21 protein-coding genes and 1 pseudogene are annotated in these 22,884 nt (G+C 69.0%); 17 read left to right on the top strand and 5 right to left on the bottom strand.

Going from position 1 to position 22,884, the window contains the following annotated elements; genetic code table 11:
- Positions 1-189, bottom strand: a 189-nt coding sequence (locus tag A5646_RS28305) for a hypothetical protein (protein WP_369806960.1), incomplete at its 3' end; no start/stop codon positions are given.
- Between A5646_RS28305 and A5646_RS18320 the strand changes: the two are divergent.
- The 3 genes and pseudogenes from A5646_RS18320 to A5646_RS18310 form a co-directional block, all read left to right on the top strand.
- Positions 175-1,455 (top strand): annotated as a pseudogene (locus tag A5646_RS18320) (molybdopterin dinucleotide binding domain-containing protein); the annotation flags it as partial. The gene A5646_RS28305 and the pseudogene A5646_RS18320 overlap by 15 nt on opposite strands.
- A 97-nt stretch (positions 1,456-1,552) precedes the next feature.
- Entirely contained in the window at positions 1,553-2,656 is a 1,104-nt protein-coding gene (locus A5646_RS18315) for a 3-oxoacyl-[acyl-carrier-protein] synthase III C-terminal domain-containing protein (RefSeq protein ID WP_082984778.1), read from the top strand.
- 14 nt (positions 2,657-2,670) lie between these two features.
- Complete coding sequence (locus tag A5646_RS18310) at positions 2,671-3,174, top strand: isoprenylcysteine carboxyl methyltransferase family protein (RefSeq protein ID WP_067023215.1); 504 nt, start codon at positions 2,671-2,673, stop codon at positions 3,172-3,174.
- Here A5646_RS18310 and A5646_RS18305 read toward each other — a convergent pair whose 3' ends face one another.
- Positions 3,175-4,020: an SDR family NAD(P)-dependent oxidoreductase gene (locus tag A5646_RS18305; protein WP_067023209.1), complete on the bottom strand. Its 846-nt coding sequence runs from the start codon at positions 4,018-4,020 to the stop codon at positions 3,175-3,177. It abuts the gene before it with no gap.
- A 206-nt stretch (positions 4,021-4,226) separates the two neighbouring features.
- Here A5646_RS18305 and A5646_RS18300 point away from each other — a divergent pair, with 206 nt between their 5' ends.
- Positions 4,227-5,270, top strand: a complete 1,044-nt coding sequence (locus tag A5646_RS18300; protein ID WP_082972047.1) for an alpha/beta hydrolase — start codon at positions 4,227-4,229, stop codon at positions 5,268-5,270.
- 161 nt (positions 5,271-5,431) lie between these two features.
- Complete coding sequence (locus tag A5646_RS18295) at positions 5,432-8,014, top strand: ATP-binding cassette domain-containing protein (RefSeq protein WP_197505233.1); 2,583 nt, start codon at positions 5,432-5,434, stop codon at positions 8,012-8,014.
- 10 nt (positions 8,015-8,024) lie between these two features.
- Here A5646_RS18295 and A5646_RS29510 read toward each other — a convergent pair whose 3' ends face one another.
- A complete protein-coding gene (locus tag A5646_RS29510; protein WP_165827963.1) occupies positions 8,025-8,189 on the bottom strand; it encodes a hypothetical protein in 165 nt (54 codons plus the stop codon).
- A gap of 261 nt (positions 8,190-8,450) precedes the next feature.
- On the opposite strand from A5646_RS29510, the gene A5646_RS18290 reads away from it, so the two are divergent.
- From A5646_RS18290 to fadD1, 8 genes are read left to right on the top strand one after another with little or no spacing between them, the layout of a single operon-like run.
- Positions 8,451-9,629: an acyl-CoA dehydrogenase family protein gene (locus A5646_RS18290; RefSeq protein ID WP_067023203.1), complete on the top strand. Its 1,179-nt coding sequence runs from the start codon at positions 8,451-8,453 to the stop codon at positions 9,627-9,629.
- Positions 9,630-9,651: 22 nt separating this feature from the next.
- Positions 9,652-10,767: an acyl-CoA dehydrogenase family protein gene (locus A5646_RS18285; protein ID WP_067023199.1), complete on the top strand. Its 1,116-nt coding sequence runs from the start codon at positions 9,652-9,654 to the stop codon at positions 10,765-10,767.
- Entirely contained in the window at positions 10,764-11,264 is a 501-nt protein-coding gene (locus A5646_RS18280; protein ID WP_066880057.1) for a MaoC family dehydratase N-terminal domain-containing protein, read from the top strand. Before A5646_RS18285 ends, A5646_RS18280 begins: the two co-directional genes overlap by 4 nt.
- Before the next feature lie 17 nt (positions 11,265-11,281).
- The gene (locus tag A5646_RS18275; protein ID WP_066866468.1) at positions 11,282-11,728 is read left to right on the top strand and encodes a MaoC/PaaZ C-terminal domain-containing protein; all 447 of its coding nucleotides are present in this window, start codon (positions 11,282-11,284) and stop codon (positions 11,726-11,728) included.
- Complete coding sequence (locus A5646_RS18270) at positions 11,725-12,927, top strand: thiolase family protein (RefSeq protein ID WP_067023196.1); 1,203 nt, start codon at positions 11,725-11,727, stop codon at positions 12,925-12,927. The genes A5646_RS18275 and A5646_RS18270 overlap by 4 nt, the downstream gene beginning before the upstream one ends.
- Positions 12,928-12,929: 2 nt before the next feature.
- Positions 12,930-13,331 carry a Zn-ribbon domain-containing OB-fold protein gene (locus A5646_RS18265; RefSeq protein WP_066880048.1) on the top strand — a complete coding sequence of 134 codons (402 nt, stop codon included), beginning with the start codon at positions 12,930-12,932 and terminating at the stop codon, positions 13,329-13,331.
- Positions 13,328-14,944: an NAD(P)/FAD-dependent oxidoreductase gene (locus tag A5646_RS18260; protein ID WP_067023193.1), complete on the top strand. Its 1,617-nt coding sequence runs from the start codon at positions 13,328-13,330 to the stop codon at positions 14,942-14,944. The genes A5646_RS18265 and A5646_RS18260 overlap by 4 nt, the downstream gene beginning before the upstream one ends.
- Before the next feature lie 24 nt (positions 14,945-14,968).
- Positions 14,969-16,588, top strand: a complete 1,620-nt coding sequence (gene fadD1 / locus A5646_RS18255; RefSeq protein WP_067023190.1) for a fatty-acid--CoA ligase FadD1 — start codon at positions 14,969-14,971, stop codon at positions 16,586-16,588.
- 8 nt (positions 16,589-16,596) lie between these two features.
- Here fadD1 and A5646_RS18250 read toward each other — a convergent pair whose 3' ends face one another.
- Positions 16,597-17,469, bottom strand: coding sequence for a DMT family transporter (locus A5646_RS18250; RefSeq protein WP_067023187.1), 873 nt, complete (start codon positions 17,467-17,469; stop codon positions 16,597-16,599).
- A 213-nt stretch (positions 17,470-17,682) separates the two neighbouring features.
- Between A5646_RS18250 and A5646_RS18245 the strand changes: the two genes are divergently transcribed.
- The 4 genes from A5646_RS18245 to A5646_RS18230 all read left to right on the top strand — a co-directional run bounded on the left by A5646_RS18245 (position 17,683) and on the right by A5646_RS18230 (position 22,124).
- Complete coding sequence (locus A5646_RS18245) at positions 17,683-18,780, top strand: ferredoxin reductase (RefSeq protein ID WP_066866480.1); 1,098 nt, start codon at positions 17,683-17,685, stop codon at positions 18,778-18,780.
- 16 nt (positions 18,781-18,796) lie between these two features.
- The gene (locus A5646_RS18240; protein WP_067023184.1) at positions 18,797-20,203 is read left to right on the top strand and encodes an acyl-CoA desaturase; all 1,407 of its coding nucleotides are present in this window, start codon (positions 18,797-18,799) and stop codon (positions 20,201-20,203) included.
- Positions 20,204-20,308: 105 nt separating this feature from the next.
- Positions 20,309-21,625 (top strand): molybdopterin-dependent oxidoreductase, encoded by a 1,317-nt coding sequence (locus A5646_RS18235; protein ID WP_082984777.1) that lies wholly within the window; start codon positions 20,309-20,311, stop codon positions 21,623-21,625.
- The gene (locus A5646_RS18230; protein WP_067023181.1) at positions 21,618-22,124 is read left to right on the top strand and encodes a hypothetical protein; all 507 of its coding nucleotides are present in this window, start codon (positions 21,618-21,620) and stop codon (positions 22,122-22,124) included. Before A5646_RS18235 ends, A5646_RS18230 begins: the two co-directional genes overlap by 8 nt.
- Positions 22,125-22,194: 70 nt before the next feature.
- On the opposite strand, the gene A5646_RS30445 is transcribed toward A5646_RS18230, so the two are convergent.
- On the bottom strand, positions 22,195-22,728 hold the full coding sequence (locus A5646_RS30445; protein WP_369806959.1) for a hypothetical protein: 534 nt from the start codon (positions 22,726-22,728) through the stop codon (positions 22,195-22,197).
- Between the last annotated feature and the right edge of the window lie 156 nt (positions 22,729-22,884).

Raw genomic sequence — 22,884 nt, 5'->3', positions numbered from 1 at the left:
CGCCGGAGCGGGGAACATCGCCCCGCCCGGGGTGTCGAAATGGCCGGTGAGGATGTTGATGACGTCGACCAGCCAGCTGGCGAGGCTGCCGAACTCCTGGTTGCACAGGCCGATTCGGCCGTAGACCACCGATCTCTCCGTACCCGCGAGCTCGCGGGCCAGCCGGCGGATGCGGTCCTCACCGGCCATTTCGACACCCCGGGCGGGGCGATGTTCCCCGCTCCGGCGGCCTGGTCCATCACCACCGCACCGCTGCCCGGATTGGAAGACGGCGCACCGGAATTCGGTCGCTGGCACACCCGGGTGCGCGGCGCCAAGGAGGTGCTCGGTCAGGCACCGGTGTCGTGCATGGCCGAGGAGATCGCCACACCGGGCGATGGGCAACTCAAGGCGCTGATCACGGTGGCGGGCAATCCGGTTTTGTCCACCCCCGCCGGCGACAAGCTCGACGAAGTGCTGCCGATGCTGGAAGCGATGATCTCCGTTGATCTTTGGCTGAACGAGACGACGCGGCACGCCGACGTGCTCCTGCCCGGGCTGTCCCCGCTCGAGCAGCCGCACCACGACGATCTGATCCTGCTCTTCGCCATCCACAGCATCGCGAATTATTCGGCCCCGGTGTTCGATCCGGGCGATCGCCCGCACGAGTGGGAGATCTTGATCCGGCTGACCGGCCTGTGTACCGGCACCCCGGCCGAGGACGTGGACGTCGCGGCGATCGACGACGGCTTCTTCGACTACCTGGCCTTCACCCGCGGCCTCGACGGGGCGCAGATCCGCAAGCTCTACGAGCACGGGGGACCCGAGCGAATGCTGGACCTCACCCTGCGAACGGGGCCGTTCGGCGACCAGTACGGCAAGAATCCGGGTGGACTCACGCTGGACCTGCTCAAGGCCAACCCAAACGGAATCGACTTCGGACCCATGGTGCCGCAGCTGCCCGACCTGCTCGCCACCTCCGACAAGAAGATCCGTCTCGCCCCGCAATACCTGCTCGACGACCTGCCGCGGCTGGCCGCCCGCATGCAGCGGCCCGCCGAACCGCTCGTCCTGGTGAGTCGCCGCCACCTGCGATCGAACAACACCTGGCTACACAACGTGCCGGCGCTGATGAAGGGAAAGGACCGGTGCACGTTGCTGATCCATCCCGACGACGCGGCCCGGTGCGGCATCGCCGACAGCGACATCGTGACGGTGAAATCGGAGGCCGGTGAGATCACGGTGCCCGTCGAGGTCACGGACTCCATCAAGCCCGGTGTCGTCTCGATGCCGCATGGCTGGGGGCACGGCAAGCCGGGCACCCGGATGTCGGTGGCCAACAACTCACCCGGCGTGAACACCAATGTGCTCTCCCCGCCGACGTTCATCGACGAGCCCTCCGGCAACGGTGTGCTCAACGGCATCCCGGTCACGATCATCGACGGTCAAGCGCGATTCCGGCCCGCGCCAACCTGACCGTCTCCTGGTTAACGGGCGATGTCGCGCTGTGGTTCACCTCACCCCGGCACCGATCCGGTGAACCATATGCGGGGTGGGCGTCGTCCGCATAGGCATGACTACAACAACGTATTCCACTTCCGCGCATCGGGACGCGGGCCGAGGGTGCGGCGCTCCCCGGATCGCCAAAACCGCGGTGGCTTTCACGCCGCACCGCTACAACCAAGACGAGGTGGCGCGCGAACTCACCGAGTTCACCGATCCGGCATTCGTGCGCTTCGCCCAGACCGCCGGCGTCGACCAGCGCAGCCTCGCGCTGCCGCTGGCGCGGTATCCGCGCCTGAGCGGATTCACCGAGGCCAACAACGCCTACCTCGAAGTCGCCGTCAATCTCGGTGAGCGGGCGGTCAATTCGGCGCTCGAGGACGCCGGCGTGGCTGCTCACGAGGTCGACTGCATCGTGGTGGTCTCCAGCACCGGAATCGCCGTGCCCACCATCGACGCGCGACTGATGACGCGAATCGGGCTGCGGCCCGACGTCAAGCGCGTCCCGCTGTTCGGGCTCGGCTGCGTGGCCGGCGCCGCCGGCATGGCGCGTGTGCACGACTACTTGCACGGTTACCCCGGCCATGTGGCGGTGCTGCTGTCGGTCGAATTATGCTCGCTCACTTTGCAGCGCGACGACACCTCGATTCCCGCCCTCATCGGCGTCTCGCTGTTCGGCGACGGCGCCGCCGCTGTCGTCGTGGCTGGGGGAGACCGAATTCCGTTGGGGGACAGCGCTACCGGTCCGCACATTCTGGCGACCCGCAGCCGGGTCATCCCGGATTCCGTTGACGTGATGGGCTGGAACGTCGGTTCGAGCGGGTTTCAGCTGGTGATGTCGCGCGAGGTCCCGAAAATGGCCGACGACTACCTGCGCGACGAGGTCGACGCGTTCCTGGCCGGCCACGGGCTGACGGTCGCCGACATCTCGGCGTGGGTCTGTCATCCCGGGGGTCCAAAGGTCCTCGAATCGATCGAGAACGCGCTCGGCCTGCCGGCCGACGCGCTGGATCATAGCCGAAACTCCATGCGGGAGAACGGGAACGTATCGTCGGTCTCTGTGCTGGACGTGCTGCGCCGCACGGTCGCGCAGCCGCCGCGCGACGGCGCCTTCGGCGTGATGCTGGCGATGGGCCCGGGCTTCTGCTTCGAGCTGCTGCTGCTGCAGTGGTGACGGGGGGCAACGCGATGTACTACTACCTTTTCATCCTCGCAATAGCCGCCGAACGTCTGGGGGAGCTGGCGGTCGCCCGGCGAAACGCCAGGTGGTCAATGTCGCACGGCGGCAAGGAGTTCGGGCGCGATCACTACCCGGCGATGGTCAGCATGCATGCCCTGCTGCTGATTTCGTGCGTCGTGGAAACCTGGAGCCTGAGCCGGCCGTTCATCTGGTGGCTGGGCTGGCCGATGCTGGCCGTCGTCGCGTTCAGCACGGCCGTCCGCTGGCGCTGCGTCAGCGTGCTCGGCAAGCGCTGGAATCCGAGGTTGATCGTCATCGGTGATGCGCCGTTGGTTTCCGTCGGGCCGTACCGCTGGATGCGTCACCCCAACTACGCCGCGGTCGCCGCCGAGGTGGCCGCGCTGCCGCTGGTGCATTCGGCGTGGCTGACCGCGATCGTGTTCAGCGCGGCCAACGCCGCGGTGCTGCGCGTGCGCATCCGCGCGGAGAACGCCGCGCTGGGCTATGCCTGATCATGGCGCGATGGGCCGATTGGTCCACTGGCGGTCGGGGCGGCGCGCCGAGCGGAACCATCCGCCGGCCGCGCCGGTGCCGCCGTCGGTGGGGATGGTGTGGCCGGTGACGAACGCCGAGAGGTCCGAGGCCAGGAACAGGATCGCCCGGGCCTGATCCTCGGGCTGGCCCATCCGCCCGACCGGCACCCACTGTGCCCACTGCGCCTGCTCCTCGGCCGTAAGCCATTGCGAATACGGCACTTGTAGGGACTCGGTGACGTCGGGGGCGATCGCGTTGACCCGCACCCCGTCGTTGCCGACCTGGACGGCCAGGCTGCGGGTGAATGCTATGACGGCGGCCTTGAAAGCGGCATAAACCGGATCCTCGGGATAGCCACGCAGCCCCTCGACCGACGAGACGTTCACGATCGCACCCGTGTGCCGCTCAACCATGGCCGGCAGGAACGCACGGCTGACCAGGAACACGTGGTGCAGGTTGATTCGGTAGAGGTCATCCCACAGCTGCGGGTCGGTGCCGGCGAAGCTGCCGGGGTGCCGCAGCCAGTGCCCCACGTTGTTGACCAGCACATCGACCCGGCCGAACCGATCGTGGACCGCCCGGGCCAAGCGAGTTACCTGATCGGGATCACGAACGTCGGTGCCGACCGCCAGGGCCGAGCCGCCGGATTCGCTGATCGAGGCGGCCGTCGCGCCGGCCAGGTCGGCGTCGATGTCGGCGATGATCACCTGCGCACCGTGTGCGGCGAACAGTCGCGAGGTCGCCGCGCCGATACCTCCCGCGCCGCCCGTAACGACCGCGACCCGGTCGGCCAGCAACGGCTCGGGGAGCTTCGCGTGTGTCATCGGTCATATCTTCGGCCATGCGATGGGCCGGGCAACAGCCGGTCCGGCCGGACCGAGCCCGCGCGAGAACCGCGCCAGAGTTAGCGCAGTGGTACCCATCTCCTGGCACAGCAAACGTGACGTACCCGACAATTGTCGTCTGTTCTTCTGCAATTAATCTGGCGCGGCGGCGGGTACCCGCCCTCCACTTAGGAGGTTGAAACCCAATGGTGAGTACAACCGAGCCGGCCCACATACTGCCGAGCGTGGCGATCACGCGGCGCGTGCATCACCGCCACAGCCCGCAGTCGGTCGCAGTAGGGCTCGCCAGCCGCCTGATCATCAAGAACACCGTTCGCGCGTGGGCCATGACGCCCAACCTGCGCTGGCCGTTCGAGTACGTCGACGGCGTCGCGGGGCTGGTCCCGCGCATCGGGTCCGGCGCAAAGATCGACTCGGTTCGGCTGGACAACTGCGCCGCCGAATGGGTTCGCGCGCCCGGCGTATCGGGGGAGCGGGCGATCCTGTATTTGCACGGGGGCGCCTTCCTCACCTGCGGCCTCAACACGCATCGCTCGATGGTGGCCCGCCTGTCGAAGGCGGCCGATGCCGCCGTGTTGACCGTCGCCTACCGGAAGCTGCCCACCCACCAGATCACCGATGCCATCGACGACGGGATCAGCGGCCTGCGCTGGCTGCAGGATCGCGGCTTCGATGGCGACCAGATCGTGGTGGCCGGCGACTCGGCCGGCGGCTACCTGGCGTTCATGACCACCCTGCTGGCGATCAGTGACGACATCATGGAGCCGGCCGGCGTGGCGACCATCTCGCCGTTCACCGACGCGGACCCGGTGCGCAAGCTCAAGCACCGTAACGCGCGCAAGTGCTCGATGTTCACCCGCCGGGCGTTCTCGATGTTCGCTCAATACCTCAGCAAGGCACAGGTTTTGGAAGGCCGGGGTGACAACACCGTCGCGTCGCCGGTGGACGCCGACCTGTCCTCGATGCCGCCGGTCACCATTCACGCCAGCTCGGACGAGTTGTTGCTCGCCGACGCCGAATTGATGGCGAAACGCCTGGAAGCCAGCGGAATCCACTGCGATCTGCACCTGTGGGATGGACAGATTCACGACTTCCCGATAGCGGCCGACGTCTTGCCCGAGGGCCGGCGGGCCCTCAAGTACATCGGCGATTTCGTCAAGGACGTCACCGCCGCCCGCACCAAGATTCCCAGCGTGCGCAGCCTGCGCAACGCCGCGGTAGCGGGTTGAAGGCTACGAAAGTAATTGCGCCGCAAGCCGGTTCGTCCGTCGTCTGCGATCTCTCGCTGCGGTGGGTCCGCAGGGTCGCGCTCGCCGGGAGCGGGTGCGAAACGGTGCCCGCCGGTGAACCCGGCGGATAAGCCCCGCCGCTGCCATTACAGTTGGTCTCGATGAGCCCACCAGCACCGCCCGCGCTGACCGTGCGGTACGAGGGAGCCGAGCGCACCTTCGCGCCGGGTAACGACGTCGTGATCGGGCGTGACCTGCGCGCGGACGTCCGCGTCGCCCACCCCCTGATCTCCCGCAACCACCTGATCGTGCGATACGAGCAGGGCCGCTGGATCGCCATCGACAACGGCAGCCTCAACGGCCTTTATGTGCACAACAGCCGCGTCCCGGTCGTCGACATCCAGGACGGCCTGCGGGTCAACGTCGGCAACCCGGACGGCCCGGCGCTGACCTTCGAGGTCGGCCGTCATCAGGGTTCGGCCGGGCGGCCGCCCCTGACCACGTCGATACCGATCGTCGGCAACCCCAGCGAACCGCTGGCGCGTGCTGCGCAGAGCCAGCAGCCGGCATCGGCCTCGTTCCGCCACCCCGTTCATCCGCCCACCGCCGCGCAGCCGCGATACCCGACCGGCGGCCTCCCGAGCGCGCCGCCCAGCGGATCCCAGCCCGCGCCGCAGATCTACCGGTCACCGTCGGCGCACGCGGCGCCGCCGACCACGGCGCAGCCGGCGGCGCCCGCAACGGGCCGCATCGGCGGCGACTCGTCGATCCTCGCGACGTCGATGATGAAAATCCTGCGGCCGGGCAGGGCCGGGCCGGACGTGCCGGGCGCGATCAAGATCGGACGCGCGAACGACAACGACATCGTCATCCCCGAGGTCCTGGCCTCGCGCCACCACGCCACCCTGATCCCGACGCCTTCCGGCACCGAGATCCAGGACAACCGCAGCATCAACGGCACCTTCGTCAACGGCGTCCGGGTCGATTCGGCCGTGCTGCACGACGGCGACGTGGTCACGATCGGCAACATCGACCTGGTCTTTCACGGCGGCAACCTGGCCCGCCGCGACCAGGCCGCCACCGCGACGCGCGGCGGCGGCCTCGACGTGCGCGGCGTGACCTGGACGATCGAGAACAACAAGACGCTGCTCGACAACATCTCGCTGACCGCCCTTCCCGGCACGCTGACGGCGATCATCGGACCCTCCGGCGCCGGCAAGTCCACCTTCGCCCGCTTGGTCGCTGGATACACGCACCCGACGACCGGAACCGTGTCGTTCGAGGGCCACAACATCCACGCGGAGTACGCCTCGTTGCGCAGCAGGATCGGGATGGTGCCCCAGGACGACGTGGTGCACGGGCAGCTGACCGTGCAGCAGGCGCTGATGTACGCCGCCGAACTGCGGCTGCCGCCGGACACCACCAAGGACGACCGTGCCCAGGTGGTGGCCCGGGTGCTCGAAGAACTCGAGATGACCCAGCACCTGCACACCCGGGTGGACAGGCTGTCCGGAGGACAGCGCAAGCGCGCGTCGGTGGCGCTGGAGTTGCTCACCGGGCCCTCGCTGCTGATCCTCGACGAGCCGACCTCCGGCCTGGACCCGGCGCTGGACCGGCAGGTGATGACCATGCTGCGGCAGCTGGCCGACGCCGGGCGCGTCGTGCTGGTGGTCACCCACTCCCTGACCTACCTGGACGTTTGCGATCAGGTGTTGCTGCTGGCCCCCGGCGGCAAGACGGCGTTCTGCGGGCCGCCCAGCCAGATCGGTGCCGCCATGGGCACCACCAACTGGGCCGACATCTTCAGCACCGTCGCCAGCGACCCCGACGGCTCCCGCGCCCGCTATCTGGCCCGCACGGGCCCGCCACCGGCCCCACCGCCCGCGGAGAAACCGGCCGAACTGGGCGATCCCGCGCACACCAGCCTGGTCCGGCAGTTCTCCACCATCGCCCGGCGCCAGATGCGGCTGATCGTCTCCGACCGCGGGTATTTCGTCTTCCTCGCGCTGCTGCCGTTCATCATGGGGTCGTTGTCCATGTCGGTGCCCGGCGACGTCGGGTTCGGCATCCCGAACCCGATGGGCGCCGCCCCCAACGAGCCCGGCCAGATCCTGGTCCTGCTCAACGTCGGCGCGGTGTTCATGGGGACCGCCCTGACCATCCGCGACCTCATCGGTGAACGCGCCATCTTCCTGCGCGAACAGGCGGTCGGCCTGTCCACGTCGGCGTACCTGTTGGCCAAGGTCTGCGTGTACACCGTCTTCGCGATCGTCCAGTCGGCGATCGTCAGCGTCATCGCGGTGCTCGGCAAGGGCGCCCCGACGCAGGGCGCCGTGGCGCTGGGCAAGCCGGGCCTGGAGTTGTTCGCCGACGTCGCGCTGACGTGCGTCGCGTCGGCGATGCTCGGGCTGGCCCTGTCGGCCGTGGCCAAGTCCAACGAGCAGATCATGCCGCTGCTGGTGGTGGCGGTCATGTCGCAGCTGGTGTTCTCCGGTGGGATGATTCCCGTGACCGCGCGCATCGGGCTGGATCAGATGTCGTGGGCCACGCCGGCGCGGTGGGGCTTCGCGGCGTCGGCGTCGACCGCCGACCTGACCAAACTGGTGCCCGGCCCGCTGACCCCGAAGGATGCGCATTGGCGGCACACCCCGGCGACGTGGTGGTTCGACGTCGGCATGCTGTTCGCGATCAGCGCCGTGTACCTGGGGTTCGTGCGCTGGAAGATCCGCCTCCGCGGCGGCTGAGCGCGCCTGTTCAGGCGCCCTTGCGGACCATCTGGTCGGCCGCGGCTCGCATGCGGTCGGACAGTTGCAGCAGACCGTGCTCGCCCACGCCCATTGGCAGCGTGTACGCGAGCTGCCGCAATTCGACGGCGTAGTTGCGCAGGTCTTCGCGGAGGCGCATCTCAACAGTGGGCATGACTTCTCCCTCAGGCCGGAACTGGGCGGCGTCCCTGGTCCGCGTCGACCAGCCGATCCGAGAATCTTCGCAGCCCGCCCGCGTATCCGCGAGAGCGCCGATGTGTTTTAACGGGAGTTTGACAGCGCGTTTACAGCGGGGCCGTCGACCGGCGGGGGGCCGCCCAGCGTAACGCTACGGCGAAATCCCGGGCGCATTCTCGCCGTGGCGTTACGCTGGCGCTGCTTGGTGTAAGGCTGGCAGAAGGGCACAGGCGCCGGAATGGATTTCGAACTCGACGCGGGGCAGCGCGCCTGGCTCACCGAGATTCGCGAATTCCTGCGCGAGAACGTGACCCCGCAATTGCGGGCCGAGCTCGCCGAGCACGACCTGGAATATCCCCGGGGCGAGGTCGCCCGGTTCCGGCGCAAGATCGGCGAGCGGGGCTGGTTCGGGCTGAACTGGCCGCGTGAGTACGGCGGTCTGGGGCTGGGCGCGATGAACCTGCACCTGCTGATGAGCGAATTCGAATATTGGGGAGTGCCCGGCCCGGACCTGACGGTGACGTCGGTGGCGCCGATGATCATGCGGCACGGCACCGAGCGCAACAAGACCGAGTGGCTGCCCCCGATCGCCCGCGGCGAAATGATCTGCGCCGTCGGCTATTCCGAGCCCGAGGCGGGGACCGACCTGGCGGCCCTGCGGACCAGCGCCACCCGTGACGGCGACGAATGGGTGATCAACGGCACCAAGATCTGGAACAGCGGCGCCCAGCGCGCGACACACGAATGGCTCTGTGTCCGCACCGATCCCGGCGCCGCCCGGCATCGGGGCATCTCGGTCATCATCGTGCCGATTGACAGCCCGGGCGTCGAAATCCGCCCGCTCTACGCCTGGTCGGGATACCGCACCAACGAGGTGGGGTTCCGTGACGTGCGAGTGCCGGCCACCAATCTGATCGGCGAGGTCAATCACGGCTGGACCTACATCACCGGCGCGCTCGATCTCGAACGCGGCGCGCTGACCAACGCCGGCGACTTGCGTCGCGCCGTCGAGGAGTTGCGCGAGCTGGCGGGCAGCCCGCGCCGCGACGGCACCGTGCCCGCCGACGATCCGTCGCTGCGCCGCCGCCTGGCGCAGGCGGCGGCCGACGTCGCGGTGGCCACCCTGATGGGCTACGAGGCGGCGTCCATCCTCGACAGCGGCGTCATCCCCACCGTCGAAGTGAGCGTCGAGAAGGTGTTCACCAGCGAGCTGCGCCAGCGCATCGCCGACCTGGCGCTCGACCTCCTCGGCCCGGACGGCCTGTTGGCGCATCGCAGCCAACAGGCCCCGCTGGCCGGCAAATTCGAGCGGCTTTACCGGGCCGCCCCGCTGATGCGCTTCGGCGGCGGTACCAACGAGGTGCTGCGCGACATCATCGCGCAGCGCGGGCACGCGATGCCGTCCTACGGACGCTGACTTTGGGCCTCGCGCAGCACCGATGAAGACGATCCCCACCGCCGAGCAGCGCGCGTTCGCCGCGGCGCTGCGCGCGCTGCTGGCCGCCGAAAACCCGATCACGCTGGTGCGCGCCCTCGGCGAACCCGGCGCCGAGCGCAGCACCCCGGCGCTGTGGAAGGCGCTGGCCGACGCGGGCGTCTTCGGCCTCGCGATCGGCGAGGAGTACGGCGGGGCCGGCGGCTCCCTCGACGATCTGGCCGTCTTCTCCACCGAGGCCGGCCGCGCCCTGTGCCCGACGACGGTGCACAGCAGCGTGCTCGCCGCGCTGGCCGTCGACCAACTCGGCTGCCCGGAACTCAAGGCGCGCTGGCTGCCGCCGCTGGTGTCCGGGAGCGTGCGGGGCACCACCGCGCTGCACAATGCCCGCGACGCCGCCGTCGTCACCCCGGTGCTGCGCGCCGATCCCGACGCGCACCGCTGGCGGCTCACCGGAACCGCGGACTACGTCCTCGATGCCGACGTCGCCGATGTCCTAGTGGTGTCCGCCGCGGCCGCCGCGCGCACGCTGGCCTTCGTCGCCGACGTCCGGGCCGGTGGTGTCGGCGTCGAACCGCTCGACATGGCCGGCGGCGTCCGCGCATTCACCGTGCGCTTCGACGACGTGCGGGCCGACGCGGCGCTCGATGGGATCACCGCGGCATCGCTGCGCCGGCTGGCCAACACCGCCGTGGCGCTGGGATCACTCGACCTGGTGGGCGTCGGACAGGCCGTGCTGGAGCGCACCGTCGACTACACCAAGCTGCGCCACCAATTCGGCCGGCCCATCGCGTCGTTTCAGGCCGCCCAGCATCTCGTCGCCGACATGCACATCGCCCTGGCGGCCGCGCGACTGGCCGCGCACGCGGCGGTGTTCTGGCTGGGGCGCGGACGCGTCGCGAGCCGTGAGACGGCCATCGCGCGCATGCACGCGGCCACCGCGGCGCGGCTGATCACGCTGGACGCCCACCAATTGCACGGCGGCATGGGCTACGTCACCGAGACCGACCTGCATCTGTTCAGCGAGCGGGCCAGGCTGGGTTCGACATTCGGCGGCGGGGCCGACGTCGCCGCGGGCTGGCTGCAGCGCAGCATGGACGACGAAGGGGAGTGCGGTTGAGCGAGGACAGTTTGATCGATGCGGAATCGGCGGCGCGGGTGGGCACCGTCGCGGCGTCGGCGACCGGTGAGGTGAACCGGCGCGACTGGCAGCGTTGGGCGGCGGCGGTCGGCGACCACAACCCGCTGTATTTCGACCCGGATTACGCCCGGGCCAACGGATACCGCGACATCATCTGCCCTCCGTTGTTCCTGCAGTACGCCATCCTCGGCGTCTCGCCGCTGCAGTCGCTGCGTCCCGACGGGTCGTCCGGCGCGGTCTCCGGCAGCCTGGCGTTCCCGCGCGCCCCCAAGCGGATGGCCGGCGGCGAGAGCTTCACGTTCCACCTGCCCGCCTATCACCGCGACGAGATCGAAATGGTGCGCACCATCTCCTCGATCGTCGAAAAACAGGGCCGCTCCGGCAGATTCGTCCTCGTCACCTGGCACACGGTGTACCGCAATCAGGATCGCGACCTGCTGGCCGAAGCGTCGACCTCGATGATCGCCCGCCCGTAGAAAGGCCCCGGTGCGCCATGACCGATCAGCAACCGTTTTTCGACGACATCGCCGTGGGCGAACACATTCCCGCGCTGACCGTCACCGTCGACGAAACGCAGATGTTCTTCTTTTCCGCCGCCACCTACAACGGCCACCGCATTCACTACGACAAACAGTGGGCGCGCGACACCGAGGGCTACGACAACGTCCTGGTGCACGGCCCGCTGCAAGCGGCGCTGCTGGCCCGCGCCCTCGGCGACTGGATCGGCGGACGCGGCCGGCTGGTGTCCTTTTCGGTGCAGAACCGGGCGATCGCGTATCCCGGCGAATCGCTGAGCTTCGGCGGCGAGGTCACCGGTAAACGGCTGAGCGACACCGGGACCGGGCTGGTCGATCTCGTCATCGCCGGGCGCCGCGACGACACGATCCTGATGCCCGGCATGGCCACGGTCGAGTTGCCGATCCGGAGAACCGAGCCGTGACCGGGCTGCGCGGTGAGGCCGCCATCGTCGGCATCGCGGAGTTGCCGGCGCAGCGCCGCCCCACCCGGGCGCCGCTGTTCACCCTGGACCAGTACGCGGTGCTGGCCAAGCTGGCGATCGAGGACGCCGGGGTGGATCCCGGCCGTGTCAACGGCCTGCTGACCCACGGCATCGCCGAATCGGCCATGTTCGCGCCGGCCACGCTGTGCGAATACCTAGGCCTCGCACTAGATTTCGGCGAGCGCGTCGATCTGGGCGGGGCGACGTCCGCCGGGATGATCTGGCGCGCCGCGGCGGCCGTCGAACTCGGCATCTGCGAGGCGGTGCTGGCCGTGGTGCCCGGGTCGGCGGCGGTGCCGCGGTCCGAGCGGCGACCCGCGCCCGACCCGAATTGGTATGGGGCGTCGTCGAACAACTACGGCTCGCCGCAGGCCGAGTTCGAGATCCCGTACGGCAACGTGGGCCAGAACGCGCCGTACGCACAGATCGCTCAGCGCTACGCGGCCGAATTCGGCTACGACCCCGCCGCGGTCGCCAAGATCGCCGTCGACCAGCGCACCAACGCGGGCGCGCACCCCGGCGCGGTTTTTCACGGCACCCCCATCACGGTCGGCGACGTGCTGGACAGCCCGATGATCGCCGACCCCATTCACATGCTGGAGACGGTGATGCGGGTGCACGGGGGAGTGGGCGTGCTGATCGCCAACGCCGACCTCGCCCGCCGCGGCCGCCACCGCCCGGTGTGGATCAAGGGCTTCGGCGAACACATCGCCTTCAAGACCCCGACCTACGCCGAGGACCTGCTGTCCACCCCGATTGCGCGCGCCGCCGACCGGGCCTTTGCGATGGCCGGGCTCGACCGATCCGACGTCGACGTCGCGTCGATCTACGACTGCTACACCATCACGGTGCTGATGAGCCTCGAGGACGCCGGATTCTGCGCGAAAGGCCAAGGCATGTCGTGGGTCAACGAGCACGACCTGACCTACCGCGGCGACTTCCCGCTCAACACCGCCGGCGGCCAGCTGTCCTTCGGGCAGGCCGGCATGGCCGGCGGCATGCACCACGTGGTCGACGGCGCGCGCCAGATCATGGGCCGGGCCGGCGACGCGCAGGTACCCGACTGCCACACCGCGTTCGTCACCGGCAACGGCGGCATCATGAGCGAACAGGTCGCGCTGCTCCTGCGGGGGGACTGAAGATGAGCCGGCCCATCCCCGAGCCCACACCCGTCTCGCAGCCCTTCTGGGACGGCCTGGCCCAGCACCGGATCCTGGTGCAGTACTCGCCGTCGGCACGGCGCTACGTGTTCTATCCGCGCACCCTGGCCCCCGGAACCCTGGCCGACGACCTGGAATGGCGCGAAATCGACGGTGCCGCAACGCTATACACGTTCACGATCGCCCGCCGGCCCACCGGCCCACCATGGGCCGACGCGCTCCCGCAGCTGCTCGCGGTGGTGCAATGGGATGCCGGACCGAAGTTCAGCACCGAGTTGGTCGACGTCGACCCGGGCGACATCCGCATCGGGATGCGGGTCCAGCCGGTGTTCTACGATCTGCCTGAAGGGGGCATCACCCTGCTGAAGTATCGGCCCGCATGACCTCGACGGTGAGGTCGGAGGTGCACATGGACGACGTCATCGTCATCGGCGCCGGGTTCGCCGGGCTCTACGCCGTGCACCGGGTCGCCTCCTCGGGCCTGTCGGTCACCGCCCTCGAGGCCGCCCCCGACGTGGGCGGCACCTGGTACTGGAACCGCTATCCGGGTGCGCGCTGCGACGTCGAAAGCGTGGACTACTCCTACTCATTCGACGAAGAACTGCAGCGGAGCTGGCAGTGGAGCGAACGCTTCGCCGCCCAGCCGGAGATCCTGGCCTACCTGCGCCACGTCGCCGACCGCTTCGATCTGCGCCGCCACTACCGATTCGGGGTCGACGTCATCGGTGCCACCTTCGACGGGGGCCGCTGGCACGTCGACACCGCGACCGGCGACAGTTACGCCGCACAGTTCCTGGTATGCGCGACCGGCTGCCTGTCGGCGCTGAATCGTCCCGATATCCCCGGCGCCGAGGACTTTTCGGGACAGGTTTACTTCACGGCCGCGTGGCCGCGCGAAGACCCGGAGCTGCGTGGCAAGCGGGTGGGCCTGATCGGCACCGGATCGTCCGGCATCCAGGTGGCCCCGATCATCGCCGCCAGCGCCGAAAACCTGGTGGTATTCCAGCGATCCGCGAATTACACCATCCCGATGCCGAACCGGCCGTGGTCGGCCGAGGAGCAGCGAGAAATCCAGGAGCGGTATCCCGAGCGCCGCCGGGCCTCGGCCTACGCGGCGGCGGGCACCCCGCACGGCACCTACCACAAGAACGCCCTCGACACCGAACCGCACGAGCGCAACGAAGCGCTGTGGCAGCGTTGGCGCGAAGGGGGCGTGCTGTTCGCCAAGACCTTCCCCGACCAGACCAGCGACCTGGCCGCCAACGACATCGCGAGGACGTTCGCCGAGCAGCGGATCCGCGAGATCGTCCACGATCCCACCGTCGCAACCGATCTCATCCCGGTCGATCACCCGATCGGAACGAAACGCATCTGCACCGACGACGGCTACTACGCCACCTTCAACCGCGACAACGTTCGGCTGGTGAACCTGCGCCGCGAGCCCATCGAGGCGATCACCGCCGAGGGCGTGCGCACCAGCGCGACGACCTACCCGTGCGACGTGCTGATCTTCGCGACCGGCTTCGACGCCATGACCGGCGCGCTGACCCGAATCGATCCGAAAGGCCCCCGGGGACAACGACTGCGCGACATCTGGGCCGACGGCCCGGTCACCTTCCTCGGCCTGATGGTGCCCGGTTTGCCCAACCTGTTCACCATCAGCGGGCCGGGCAGCCCGTCGGTGCTGGCCAACATGGTGCTGCACGCCGAGGTCCAGGTCGACTGGGTGGTCGACCTGGTGCGGGCCGCGCGGCGCCTCGGTGTGGCCGAGGTCGTGCCGCGCCACGACGCGGCGATCGCCTGGACCGAACACGTGGCCCAAGCGGCCGAGCGCACGCTGTTCCCCAGGGCGGCATCGTCGTGGTACCTGGGCGCCAACATCGAGGGCAAGAAGCGGGTCTTCATGCCCTACATCGGCGGTTTCGGCACCTATCGGCGGCACTGCGACGAAGTGGCCCAAAACAACTACGCGGGGCTGGTGTTCACCAGCCGATGACGACGTCGAAGAGGAAGTGAACCCGTGGTCGAGACGGTCCAACAGCTACTGCGGCAACGTCGCCACGACGACACCCCGGCGCTGGTTCACGGCGAGCGGACCTGGACCTGGCGCGAGCACCTCGCCGAAGCCGAGGCGGAGGCCGCCGCGCTGATCGCGCTCGCCGACACCGCACGGCCGCTGCATGTCGGCGCCGTACTGGGCAATTCCCCGGCCATGTTGCGCGCGATGGCCGCGGCCGCGCTGGGCGGCTACGTGTTGTGCGGGATCAACACCACGCGGCGCGGGCCGGGATTGCTGGCCGACATCCGGCGCTCCGACTGCCAGCTACTGCTCGCCGACCCGGAGCACCTGGAACTCCTGAACGGGTTGGACCTCAACGGCATTCAGGTGATCGATGTGGCCGGCGGCCGCTACGCCGACGCCGTCGCTTCCGCGCCACCGCTGGTTGCGCATCGCGAGGTGACCGCCGCCGACACCCTGATGATGATCTTCACCTCGGGCACCAGCGGTGACCCCAAGGTGGTGCGGTTCGCCCACGGCATGGCGATCATGTGCGGTGCCAGCCTGATCTTCCAGTACGACGTCACCGCCGACGACGTCTGCTACCTGTCGATGCCGCTGTTTCACTCCAACGGCGTCGCCGCCGGCTGGGCGGTCGCCATCGGCAGCGGGGCCACCATGGTGCCGGCGCGGTTTTCGCCGTCCCGCTTCCTCGACGACGTCCGTCGCTATCGCGTCACCTACCTGAACTACGTCGGCAAGCCGCTGGCGCTGATCCTGTCCACGCCCGAGCGCCCCGACGACGCCGACAACACCCTGCGGGTGGCCTTCGGCAACGAGGCCACCGACCGCGACATCGCCGAATTCGCAAGGCGTTTCGGGTGCCGGGTCGTCGACAGCTTCGGTTCGAGTGAATTCGCGGTGATCGTGGTGCGCGAAGACGGCACCCCACCCGGCTCCATCGGCAAGCCGTACCCGGGGGTAAGCATCTACAACTCGACGACACTGCGGGAATGCGAGCCCGCGAAGTTCGACGCGCACGGGGCGCTGACCAATTTCGACCAGGCCGTCGGTGAACTCGTCAACACCCAGGGGGCGGGGCCCTTCGCCGGCTACTACAACGATCCGGGCGCCACCGCGGAGCGGATGCGGCACGGGATGTACTGGTCGGGCGACCTGGCCTATCGCGACGACGACGGCTGGATCTACCTGGCCGGGCGCACCGCCGACTGGATGCGGGTGGACGGGGAGAACCTGGCCGCCGGGCCGGTCGAGCGAATTCTGGCGCGACTGCCCGACGTCAGCCAGGTCGCCGTCTACGCCGTTCCCGACGACCGGGTCGGCGACCAGGTGATGGCCGCCCTGGTGCTGCGGCCCGGTGCCCAGCTCAGCCCCGACGACTTCGCGAAATTCCTTGCCGCGCAGCCGGATCTGTCACCGAAGGCGTGGCCGCGCTACGTGCGGATCAACGATCAGCTGCCCGCGACCGCGACCAACAAGATCCTCAAGCGGGCGCTGATCGCCGCGGGTGTCACCGCACAGGACGGGTTGTTGTGGACGCGCGCCGCACGCGGCACCAGTTATGCGCCGGTGAGCGAAAACGCCGTCGGTCGTGCGGCCCCCAGCGTCTCAGGCGCATGAACCGGGCCTCAGCCCGCTTCCTCGACGGGCGCGGGCTGGGGTGCCTCCCCGAACCGCGCCAGCACCAGCGTTGCGGACACGGCGACGGCGAACCCCGCGATCACCAGCCAGCCCAACCCGGCGCGCGCGGTGTCGCCCAACCACACCACCCCGACGAACGCCGGTGCCAGCGTTTCGCCGACCACCATGCCGGCGACGGCCGTTGTCACCGATCCGCGGTGCAACGCGGAGGTGAGCAACAGGAAACCCGCGGCCCCGCCGGCGGCCGCCGCGTACAGCGCCGGGTTGGTGTAGAACGCCCGTTTGGTGGGATCGATCGCCTCGATCAGCCGCACACCCACCTCGACGACGCCGAAGCCGCTTCCGGCGGCCAACCCCAGCGCGAGGGCTCGCGCGCGGTCGGGCAATCGCCCGGCCGCGGCGCCGCCGAGGAAGATCGCGGCCACCACCCCCAGCAGCGCCCAGCCGAGCCCGGCCGGGGCGTGCCGAAAGTGGCCCGGCCCGGCGGCCAGGGCGAGGGCGACCAGGCTGAGGCAGACCACCCCGACGGCCGTCCATTCCGCCGGCGACAGCCGCGCCGACAACACCCAGGCGGCCACCACGCCGGTCACCGCGATCGAGGCGGCCAGCGCCGCCGCGACGACATAGATGGGCACCAAGCGCAGCGCGGCGACTTGGAGCGCAAACCCGGCGACGTCGAGCCCGACCCCGGCCAGATAGCGCCATTGCCGCACGGCGCGCAACAGCAGGACGGCGTCGACACCCGAGCCGCTGCCGGCTTCCACCGAGCGGGTTCCGGCCGCCTGCAGCACGGTCGCCGTCCCGTAACAGAGCGAGCAGCCCAGCGCGAGGAGGAAGCCGATCAGCACACCCACCGACATTAGGCGCCGCTGCACAGCCGAACAAACGTTTGGGCATCGCGCACCCGGGGCACCTCAGAGGTATCTGACGCAACAGCCCTAACGCGAGTACACCGCAGCCAGTGAACGGCTATGTCTGGCCTATGCGCGCGTTTGGCACATGTTTAACCATGTGCAACAACAGAATTCAATTCGATGTTTGGTGTCGGTGTACAACTGTGTACTCTAGTGGACATGGCTGAACGCGGCGCCGAGCCCAACGTCCCATGGGGGCGGCGGTTGTTCCTGCGCGCGGTGCGACGGTTGTTCAGCCCGTTGCAGCCCGACGACTACCTCGAGATGATCAACCCGCTGTGGACCACCAAGGAGCTGCGCGGGAAGGTCGAAGGCATCGAGGCGCAGGGCTCGGAAGCGGCCAGCGTCCTGATCCGCCCCGGATACGAATGGCCCGGCCACAAGCCCGGTCAGTACGTGCGGCTCGGGGTGGTGATCGACGGCGTCTACCATTGGCGCGCCTACTCGCTGACCTCGGATCCCAGGCCGGAAGACGGTCTGATCAGCGTGACGCCGAAGAGGGTCGACGGCGGCGCCGTGTCGCCGTATCTCGTGCACAAGATTCAACCGGGCGACCTGGTGCGGCTGGGCGAAATCGAAGGCGTGTTCACGCTGCCCGAGCCCCTGCCGGACAAGATGCTGTTCATCAGCGCGGGCAGCGGCATCACGCCGATCATCAGCATGCTGCGCGACCTCGATCATCGCGACGAAATGCGCGACGTGCTGGTCATTCATTCCGCGCGGACCCGCGAGCAGGCCATGTTCCTACCGGCGCTGGAAGAGCTCGAGAAACGCCACGAGGGGATGCGGCTGGATCTGCGCCTCACCTCCGAGCAGGGCCGATTCACGCCCGGCGACCTGGACGAAGCGTGCCCAGACTGGCGTGAGCGCGAGGCATTCTGCTCGGGTCCCGGGGAAATGCTCGACGCTCTGATCGAACATTGGGAAGAGCACGGCGACTGCGACCGCCTGCACTTCGAGCGGTTCCAACCGAAGATCGGCGGCGACGCCAACGCCGGCGAGGGCGGCGTCGTTTGCTTCCTCGACAGCGACAAGGAAGTCGAATGTGACGGCGGCACATCGATTCTCGAGGCCGGCGAGAAGGCCGGTCTCAACCTTGCCTATGGCTGTCGCATCGGAATTTGCCATACCTGCGTCGGGACGCTGAAGTCGGGCAAGCTGCGTGACCTGCGCTCGGGTGACGTGATCGAACCGACCGGACAGGACGTCCGAATCTGCATCAACACCGCCGAGGGCGACGTCGAACTCGAACTCTGATCGAAAGGAGCGGCTCGTGACAACTGCCGTGAAGAATGCCGCTGACAATCCGCTCGGCCGCTTGAGCGAACAAGAACTGGAAAAGCTTGCCAAGGAATTCGACGCGATTCACGACGAAGTGTTCGCCGACCTCGGCGACCGCGACCGCCGCTACATCAAGAACGTCATCTCGGCGCAACGACAGATCGTGGTGGCCGGCCGGATCTTGTTGCTGGCATCCCGGTCGAAGACCGCGTGGCTGCTGGGCACCGCGTGTCTGTCCATGGCCAAGATCCTGGAGAACATGGAGATCGGCCACAACGTGATGCACGGCCAGTGGGATTGGATGAACGATCCCGACATCCACTCCTCGGTGTGGGATTGGGACACGGCGTCGACTGCGGAGTCGTGGAAGCACTCGCACAACTACATCCATCACACCTTCACGAACATCCTGGGCAAGGACAAAGATCTCGGCTACGAGATCATGCGGATCGACCCCAACCAGAAATGGGCGCCGCGGTATCTGGGCCAGCCGATCTACAACCTGCTCCTCACGCTGCTGTTCGAGTGGGGCGTGGCGGTCCACGACATGGACATCGATGCCATCCGCAAACGCGAGAAGCCGTGGTCGGAGGTGCGCAAGGACCTGAAAGGCATCGGGGTCAAAGCCCGGGCGCAGATCGTCAAGGACTACCTCGGCTGGCCGTTGATCAGCGCCGGGGCGTTCGGGCTCACCCAGTTGGCGTTGGGCGGCCGGCTCGAACAGCCGTCGCGGTCCCGCATCGCCAGGAGGCTTCGGCGGGTGTCCACGGGCGGCCGCGCCGGCGCCGCCGCGGGCTTCCTCGACAAAGTCGCACCCGGCGTCGAAAGCACCTACCTGCGCACCCTGGCCGCCGACGCGCTGGCCAATGTCATCCGCAACGTGTGGGCGCACGCCATCATCTTCTGCGGCCACTTCCCGGACCAGACCTACACCTTCACGCCGGAAGAGGTCGAGGACGAGACGCGCGGCGGCTGGTACGTGCGTCAGCTGCTCGGCGCCGCCAACATCGACGGCAGCCCGCTGTTCCACATCATCAGCGGCAACCTCGGCTATCAGGTCGAGCACCACCTCTACCCGGACATGCCGAGCAGCCGATACTCGGAGATCGCGCCGCAGGTCAAAGAGATCTGCGAACGCTACGAGCTGCCCTACAACTCCGGCCGCTTCTCGAAGCAGTGGGCGATGGTGCACCGCAGCATCTTCCGGCTGGCGTTCCCGGGCGGAAAGCCCCGGCCGAAGCCCGGTCCGTACCACGGCAACGTGCATCGGCCCGATCCCGAGCGGCTCAGCGAGGGCACCCGGTCGCGCGACCGGGTGCCCGCCGAGCATCCCTCCGCCGGTCCCGAACACGACTCCGGTGGCGTCGAGGTGCAGCCGCCGCCGCGGGGCAAGGACTGACCCGCACCCACCGCGCGCCGCCGAACTGAACCCAATTCGCTGCCCCGTCGTGGATCATCATCGATGGCACGGTAAACGCGGTCGGTGACCGCGGGTGAGGGGCGAATGAAGCCGACGCGCACGACCGGCACACCCGCCACCGATGACCTCGAAGCGACGAGAGATCCGGGCGGCCCATGCGCCCGGCTGTGGCGCAGCCCGCTGCGCGGACCCTGGCTGACCTCGGTGTTCGGTTCGGTGCTGTTGATGACGCTGCCGATCGTCATCCTGACCGGGCTACTGTCCTACATCGCCTACGGGCCGCGGCTCGGCCAGGCCATCCCCGCCGACGTCGGCTGGCTCAAGCTGCCGACCTTCGATTGGCCTACCCGTCCGTCGTGGTTGTATCGCCTGACCCAGGGGCTGCACGTCGGGCTCGGGCTGGTTCTCATCCCGGTGGTGCTGGCCAAACTGTGGTCGGTGATCCCGCGGCTGTTCGTGTGGCCGCCCGCCCGGTCCATAGCCCAACTGCTGGAACGGGTTTCGCTGCTGATGCTGGTCGGCGGCATTCTGTTCGAAATCGTCACCGGCGTGCTGAACATCCAGTACGACTACATCTTCGGATTCAGCTTCTACACCGCGCACTATTTCGGTGCCTGGGTGTTCATCACCGGCTTCGTCATGCACGTCGCGATCAAGGGCCCGCGGATGTGGGCCGGCCTGCGCTCGATCTCACCGCGTGACGTCCTGCGCACCGGACGTGCCGGCACCAGAGCCCAGGCATTTGAACCGGACGGGCTGGTCGCCCCGGAACCGCGCCCCGCGACCATGAGCCGTCGGGGCGCTCTCGCGTTGGTGGGCGGTGGCGCGCTGTTCATGGCGGTCATCACGGCGGGCCAGACGCTGGGTGGCTATGCCCGGCCGGCCGCGCTGCTGCTGCCGCGAGGGCGCACCCGCGGGTCCGAGCCCAACGGCTTCGAGGTCAACCGGACGGCGGCCGCCGCCGGCATTTCCGCCCGGGACACGGGGGAGGGCTGGCGGATAACCCTGACCGGCGGCCCCCGGCCGGTGGCGCTGGATCGCGCGGCCCTGCTGGCCATGCCGCAGCACACCGCCGTGCTGCCGATCGCCTGCGTCGAAGGCTGGTCGACCACCCAAACGTGGACCGGCGTGCGACTGGCCGACCTCGCCCGACTGGCCGGCGCGCCCGCACCGGACTCCGCGCGAGTGTCCTCGCTGGAACGATCCGGCGCCTTCGCCGCCGCCACACTGCAACGCAACCAGGTGCTGCACCCGGACGCGCTGCTGGCGCTGCGGGTGAACGGCGCCGAACTGTCCCCGGATCACGGCTTTCCCGCGCGCATCGTCGTGCCCGCGCTGCCCGGCGTGCACAACACGAAATGGGTGGCTTCCATCGCTTTCCGGGCGGCCGGGCATGCGTAGCGCGTTCACCAGGATCTACGGATCGCACCCGCTGCACCTGCTGACCATGATCGCCGGCTTTGCGCTGTTGGGCTACGTCGTCGTCGTCATCAGACCGGCCACCCTGTGGAACCCGCACGTCTGGTGGCAGTCGATCATCGTCTGGTTCGCCGCGGCGATCGTCACCCACGATCTGGTGTTGTTTCCCGTCTACGCCTGCGCCGACCGGCTGCTGTCCCGCGCCCGCGCCCAGGCGTCACCGCAGCGTGCCGACGCCGGGGTGCCGGTGCTCAATCATCTGCGGGTACCGGCGCTCGGTGCGGGCCTGACGCTGCTGGTGTTCCTGCCCGGCATCCTCGGGCAGGGCGCCTCCACCTACCGGGCCGCCACCGGTCAGACCCAAGACCCGTTTTTCGGCCGGTGGCTGCTGTTGACCGCCGCGATGTTCGCGGTCAGCGCCGGGATCTACGCCGCGCGCCTGGCGATGGGCCGCCGGCGGACGCGGCCACGCCGCGTCTAGCCGCCGAGACGCTGCCCCGCCGGTTCCGCGCCGAGGTAGCCGCCCGACCTGCGCAATCACCGGCCGCCAACTACTGTTCTGCCCTGTGGGCACCCCGGGCGCCAAGACGCGAGCCGCGCTGTGCGGTTGTGTGACCGCGCTCGTCGTCGCGGTGGGTTTCTCGCCCGGCGCCGCGCCGGCCGCCAGCGCCTCGTCGTCGGTCGTGACGCCCGCGCCGCCGGCTCCCGGCGGCGCCCTGCCGGTGCACCCCATCGGGGGAGGCGGCGGCTGCATCATCGGCCTCAATTGCGGCTGCGCGCGCAACGCCACCTGCCCCTCCCCACACCCGCGCCGGCCGAGCGCCGACAAGAACCAGCACGCCGCGGGCCACGCCGATTCCGGCCAGCGTCTCAGTCAAACTGGTTGCGGTAGTGTCGAATTCGCGCCAGATGAACGCCGGCCCGCCATGGTCGACGTAGGCGTGGCGCTCCGGGGTGCGTTCGGCGTTTCGCCGCACCGCATCCGAAAGTGTCGACCCGCTCCACCAGCCGGCGGCATGAAAGCGGGCCGACTCCTCGTCGGTAAATGCCGGCGAACCCACGGGTTTCAGCCCACCGGCGCTCATCACCAAATGATAGGAAAGCCACCCGCGGGTTCGGCGCTAGGGATTCGGCGGGGCGGGCGCGGCGTGCTGGTTCTTGTCGGCGCTCGTCGTCGCGGTGGGTTTCTCGCCCGGCGCCGCGCCGGCCGCCAGCACCCCGTCCTCGGTCGTGACGCCCGC

It is taken from the genome of Mycobacterium sp. 1245499.0, assembly GCF_001673615.1.
Taxonomy (GTDB): domain Bacteria; phylum Actinomycetota; class Actinomycetes; order Mycobacteriales; family Mycobacteriaceae; genus Mycobacterium; species Mycobacterium europaeum_A.
The sequence above is the reverse complement of the archived record's forward strand: the minus strand, read 5'-3'. Positions and strand labels throughout refer to the sequence as shown.

Bases quoted from the DNA above. Each gene is read 5' to 3' on its own strand.
- A5646_RS18315 (WP_082984778.1), top strand. From the start codon at position 1,553: ATGACTACAACAACGTATTCCACTTCCGCGCATCGGGACGCGGGCCGA.
- A5646_RS18310 (WP_067023215.1), top strand. From the start codon at position 2,671: ATGTACTACTACCTTTTCATCCTCGCAATAGCCGCCGAACGTCTGGGG.
- A5646_RS18305 (WP_067023209.1), bottom strand. From the start codon at position 4,020: ATGACACACGCGAAGCTCCCCGAGCCGTTGCTGGCCGACCGGGTCGCG.
- A5646_RS18300 (WP_082972047.1), top strand. From the start codon at position 4,227: ATGGTGAGTACAACCGAGCCGGCCCACATACTGCCGAGCGTGGCGATC.
- A5646_RS18295 (WP_197505233.1), top strand. From the start codon at position 5,432: ATGAGCCCACCAGCACCGCCCGCGCTGACCGTGCGGTACGAGGGAGCC.
- A5646_RS29510 (WP_165827963.1), bottom strand. From the start codon at position 8,189: ATGCCCACTGTTGAGATGCGCCTCCGCGAAGACCTGCGCAACTACGCC.
- A5646_RS18290 (WP_067023203.1), top strand. From the start codon at position 8,451: ATGGATTTCGAACTCGACGCGGGGCAGCGCGCCTGGCTCACCGAGATT.
- A5646_RS18285 (WP_067023199.1), top strand. From the start codon at position 9,652: ATGAAGACGATCCCCACCGCCGAGCAGCGCGCGTTCGCCGCGGCGCTG.
- A5646_RS18275 (WP_066866468.1), top strand. From the start codon at position 11,282: ATGACCGATCAGCAACCGTTTTTCGACGACATCGCCGTGGGCGAACAC.
- A5646_RS18265 (WP_066880048.1), top strand. From the start codon at position 12,930: ATGAGCCGGCCCATCCCCGAGCCCACACCCGTCTCGCAGCCCTTCTGG.
- A5646_RS18260 (WP_067023193.1), top strand. From the start codon at position 13,328: ATGACCTCGACGGTGAGGTCGGAGGTGCACATGGACGACGTCATCGTC.
- A5646_RS18250 (WP_067023187.1), bottom strand. From the start codon at position 17,469: ATGTCGGTGGGTGTGCTGATCGGCTTCCTCCTCGCGCTGGGCTGCTCG.
- A5646_RS18245 (WP_066866480.1), top strand. From the start codon at position 17,683: ATGGCTGAACGCGGCGCCGAGCCCAACGTCCCATGGGGGCGGCGGTTG.
- A5646_RS18235 (WP_082984777.1), top strand. From the start codon at position 20,309: ATGAAGCCGACGCGCACGACCGGCACACCCGCCACCGATGACCTCGAA.
- A5646_RS18230 (WP_067023181.1), top strand. From the start codon at position 21,618: ATGCGTAGCGCGTTCACCAGGATCTACGGATCGCACCCGCTGCACCTG.
- A5646_RS30445 (WP_369806959.1), bottom strand. From the start codon at position 22,728: ATGAGCGCCGGTGGGCTGAAACCCGTGGGTTCGCCGGCATTTACCGAC.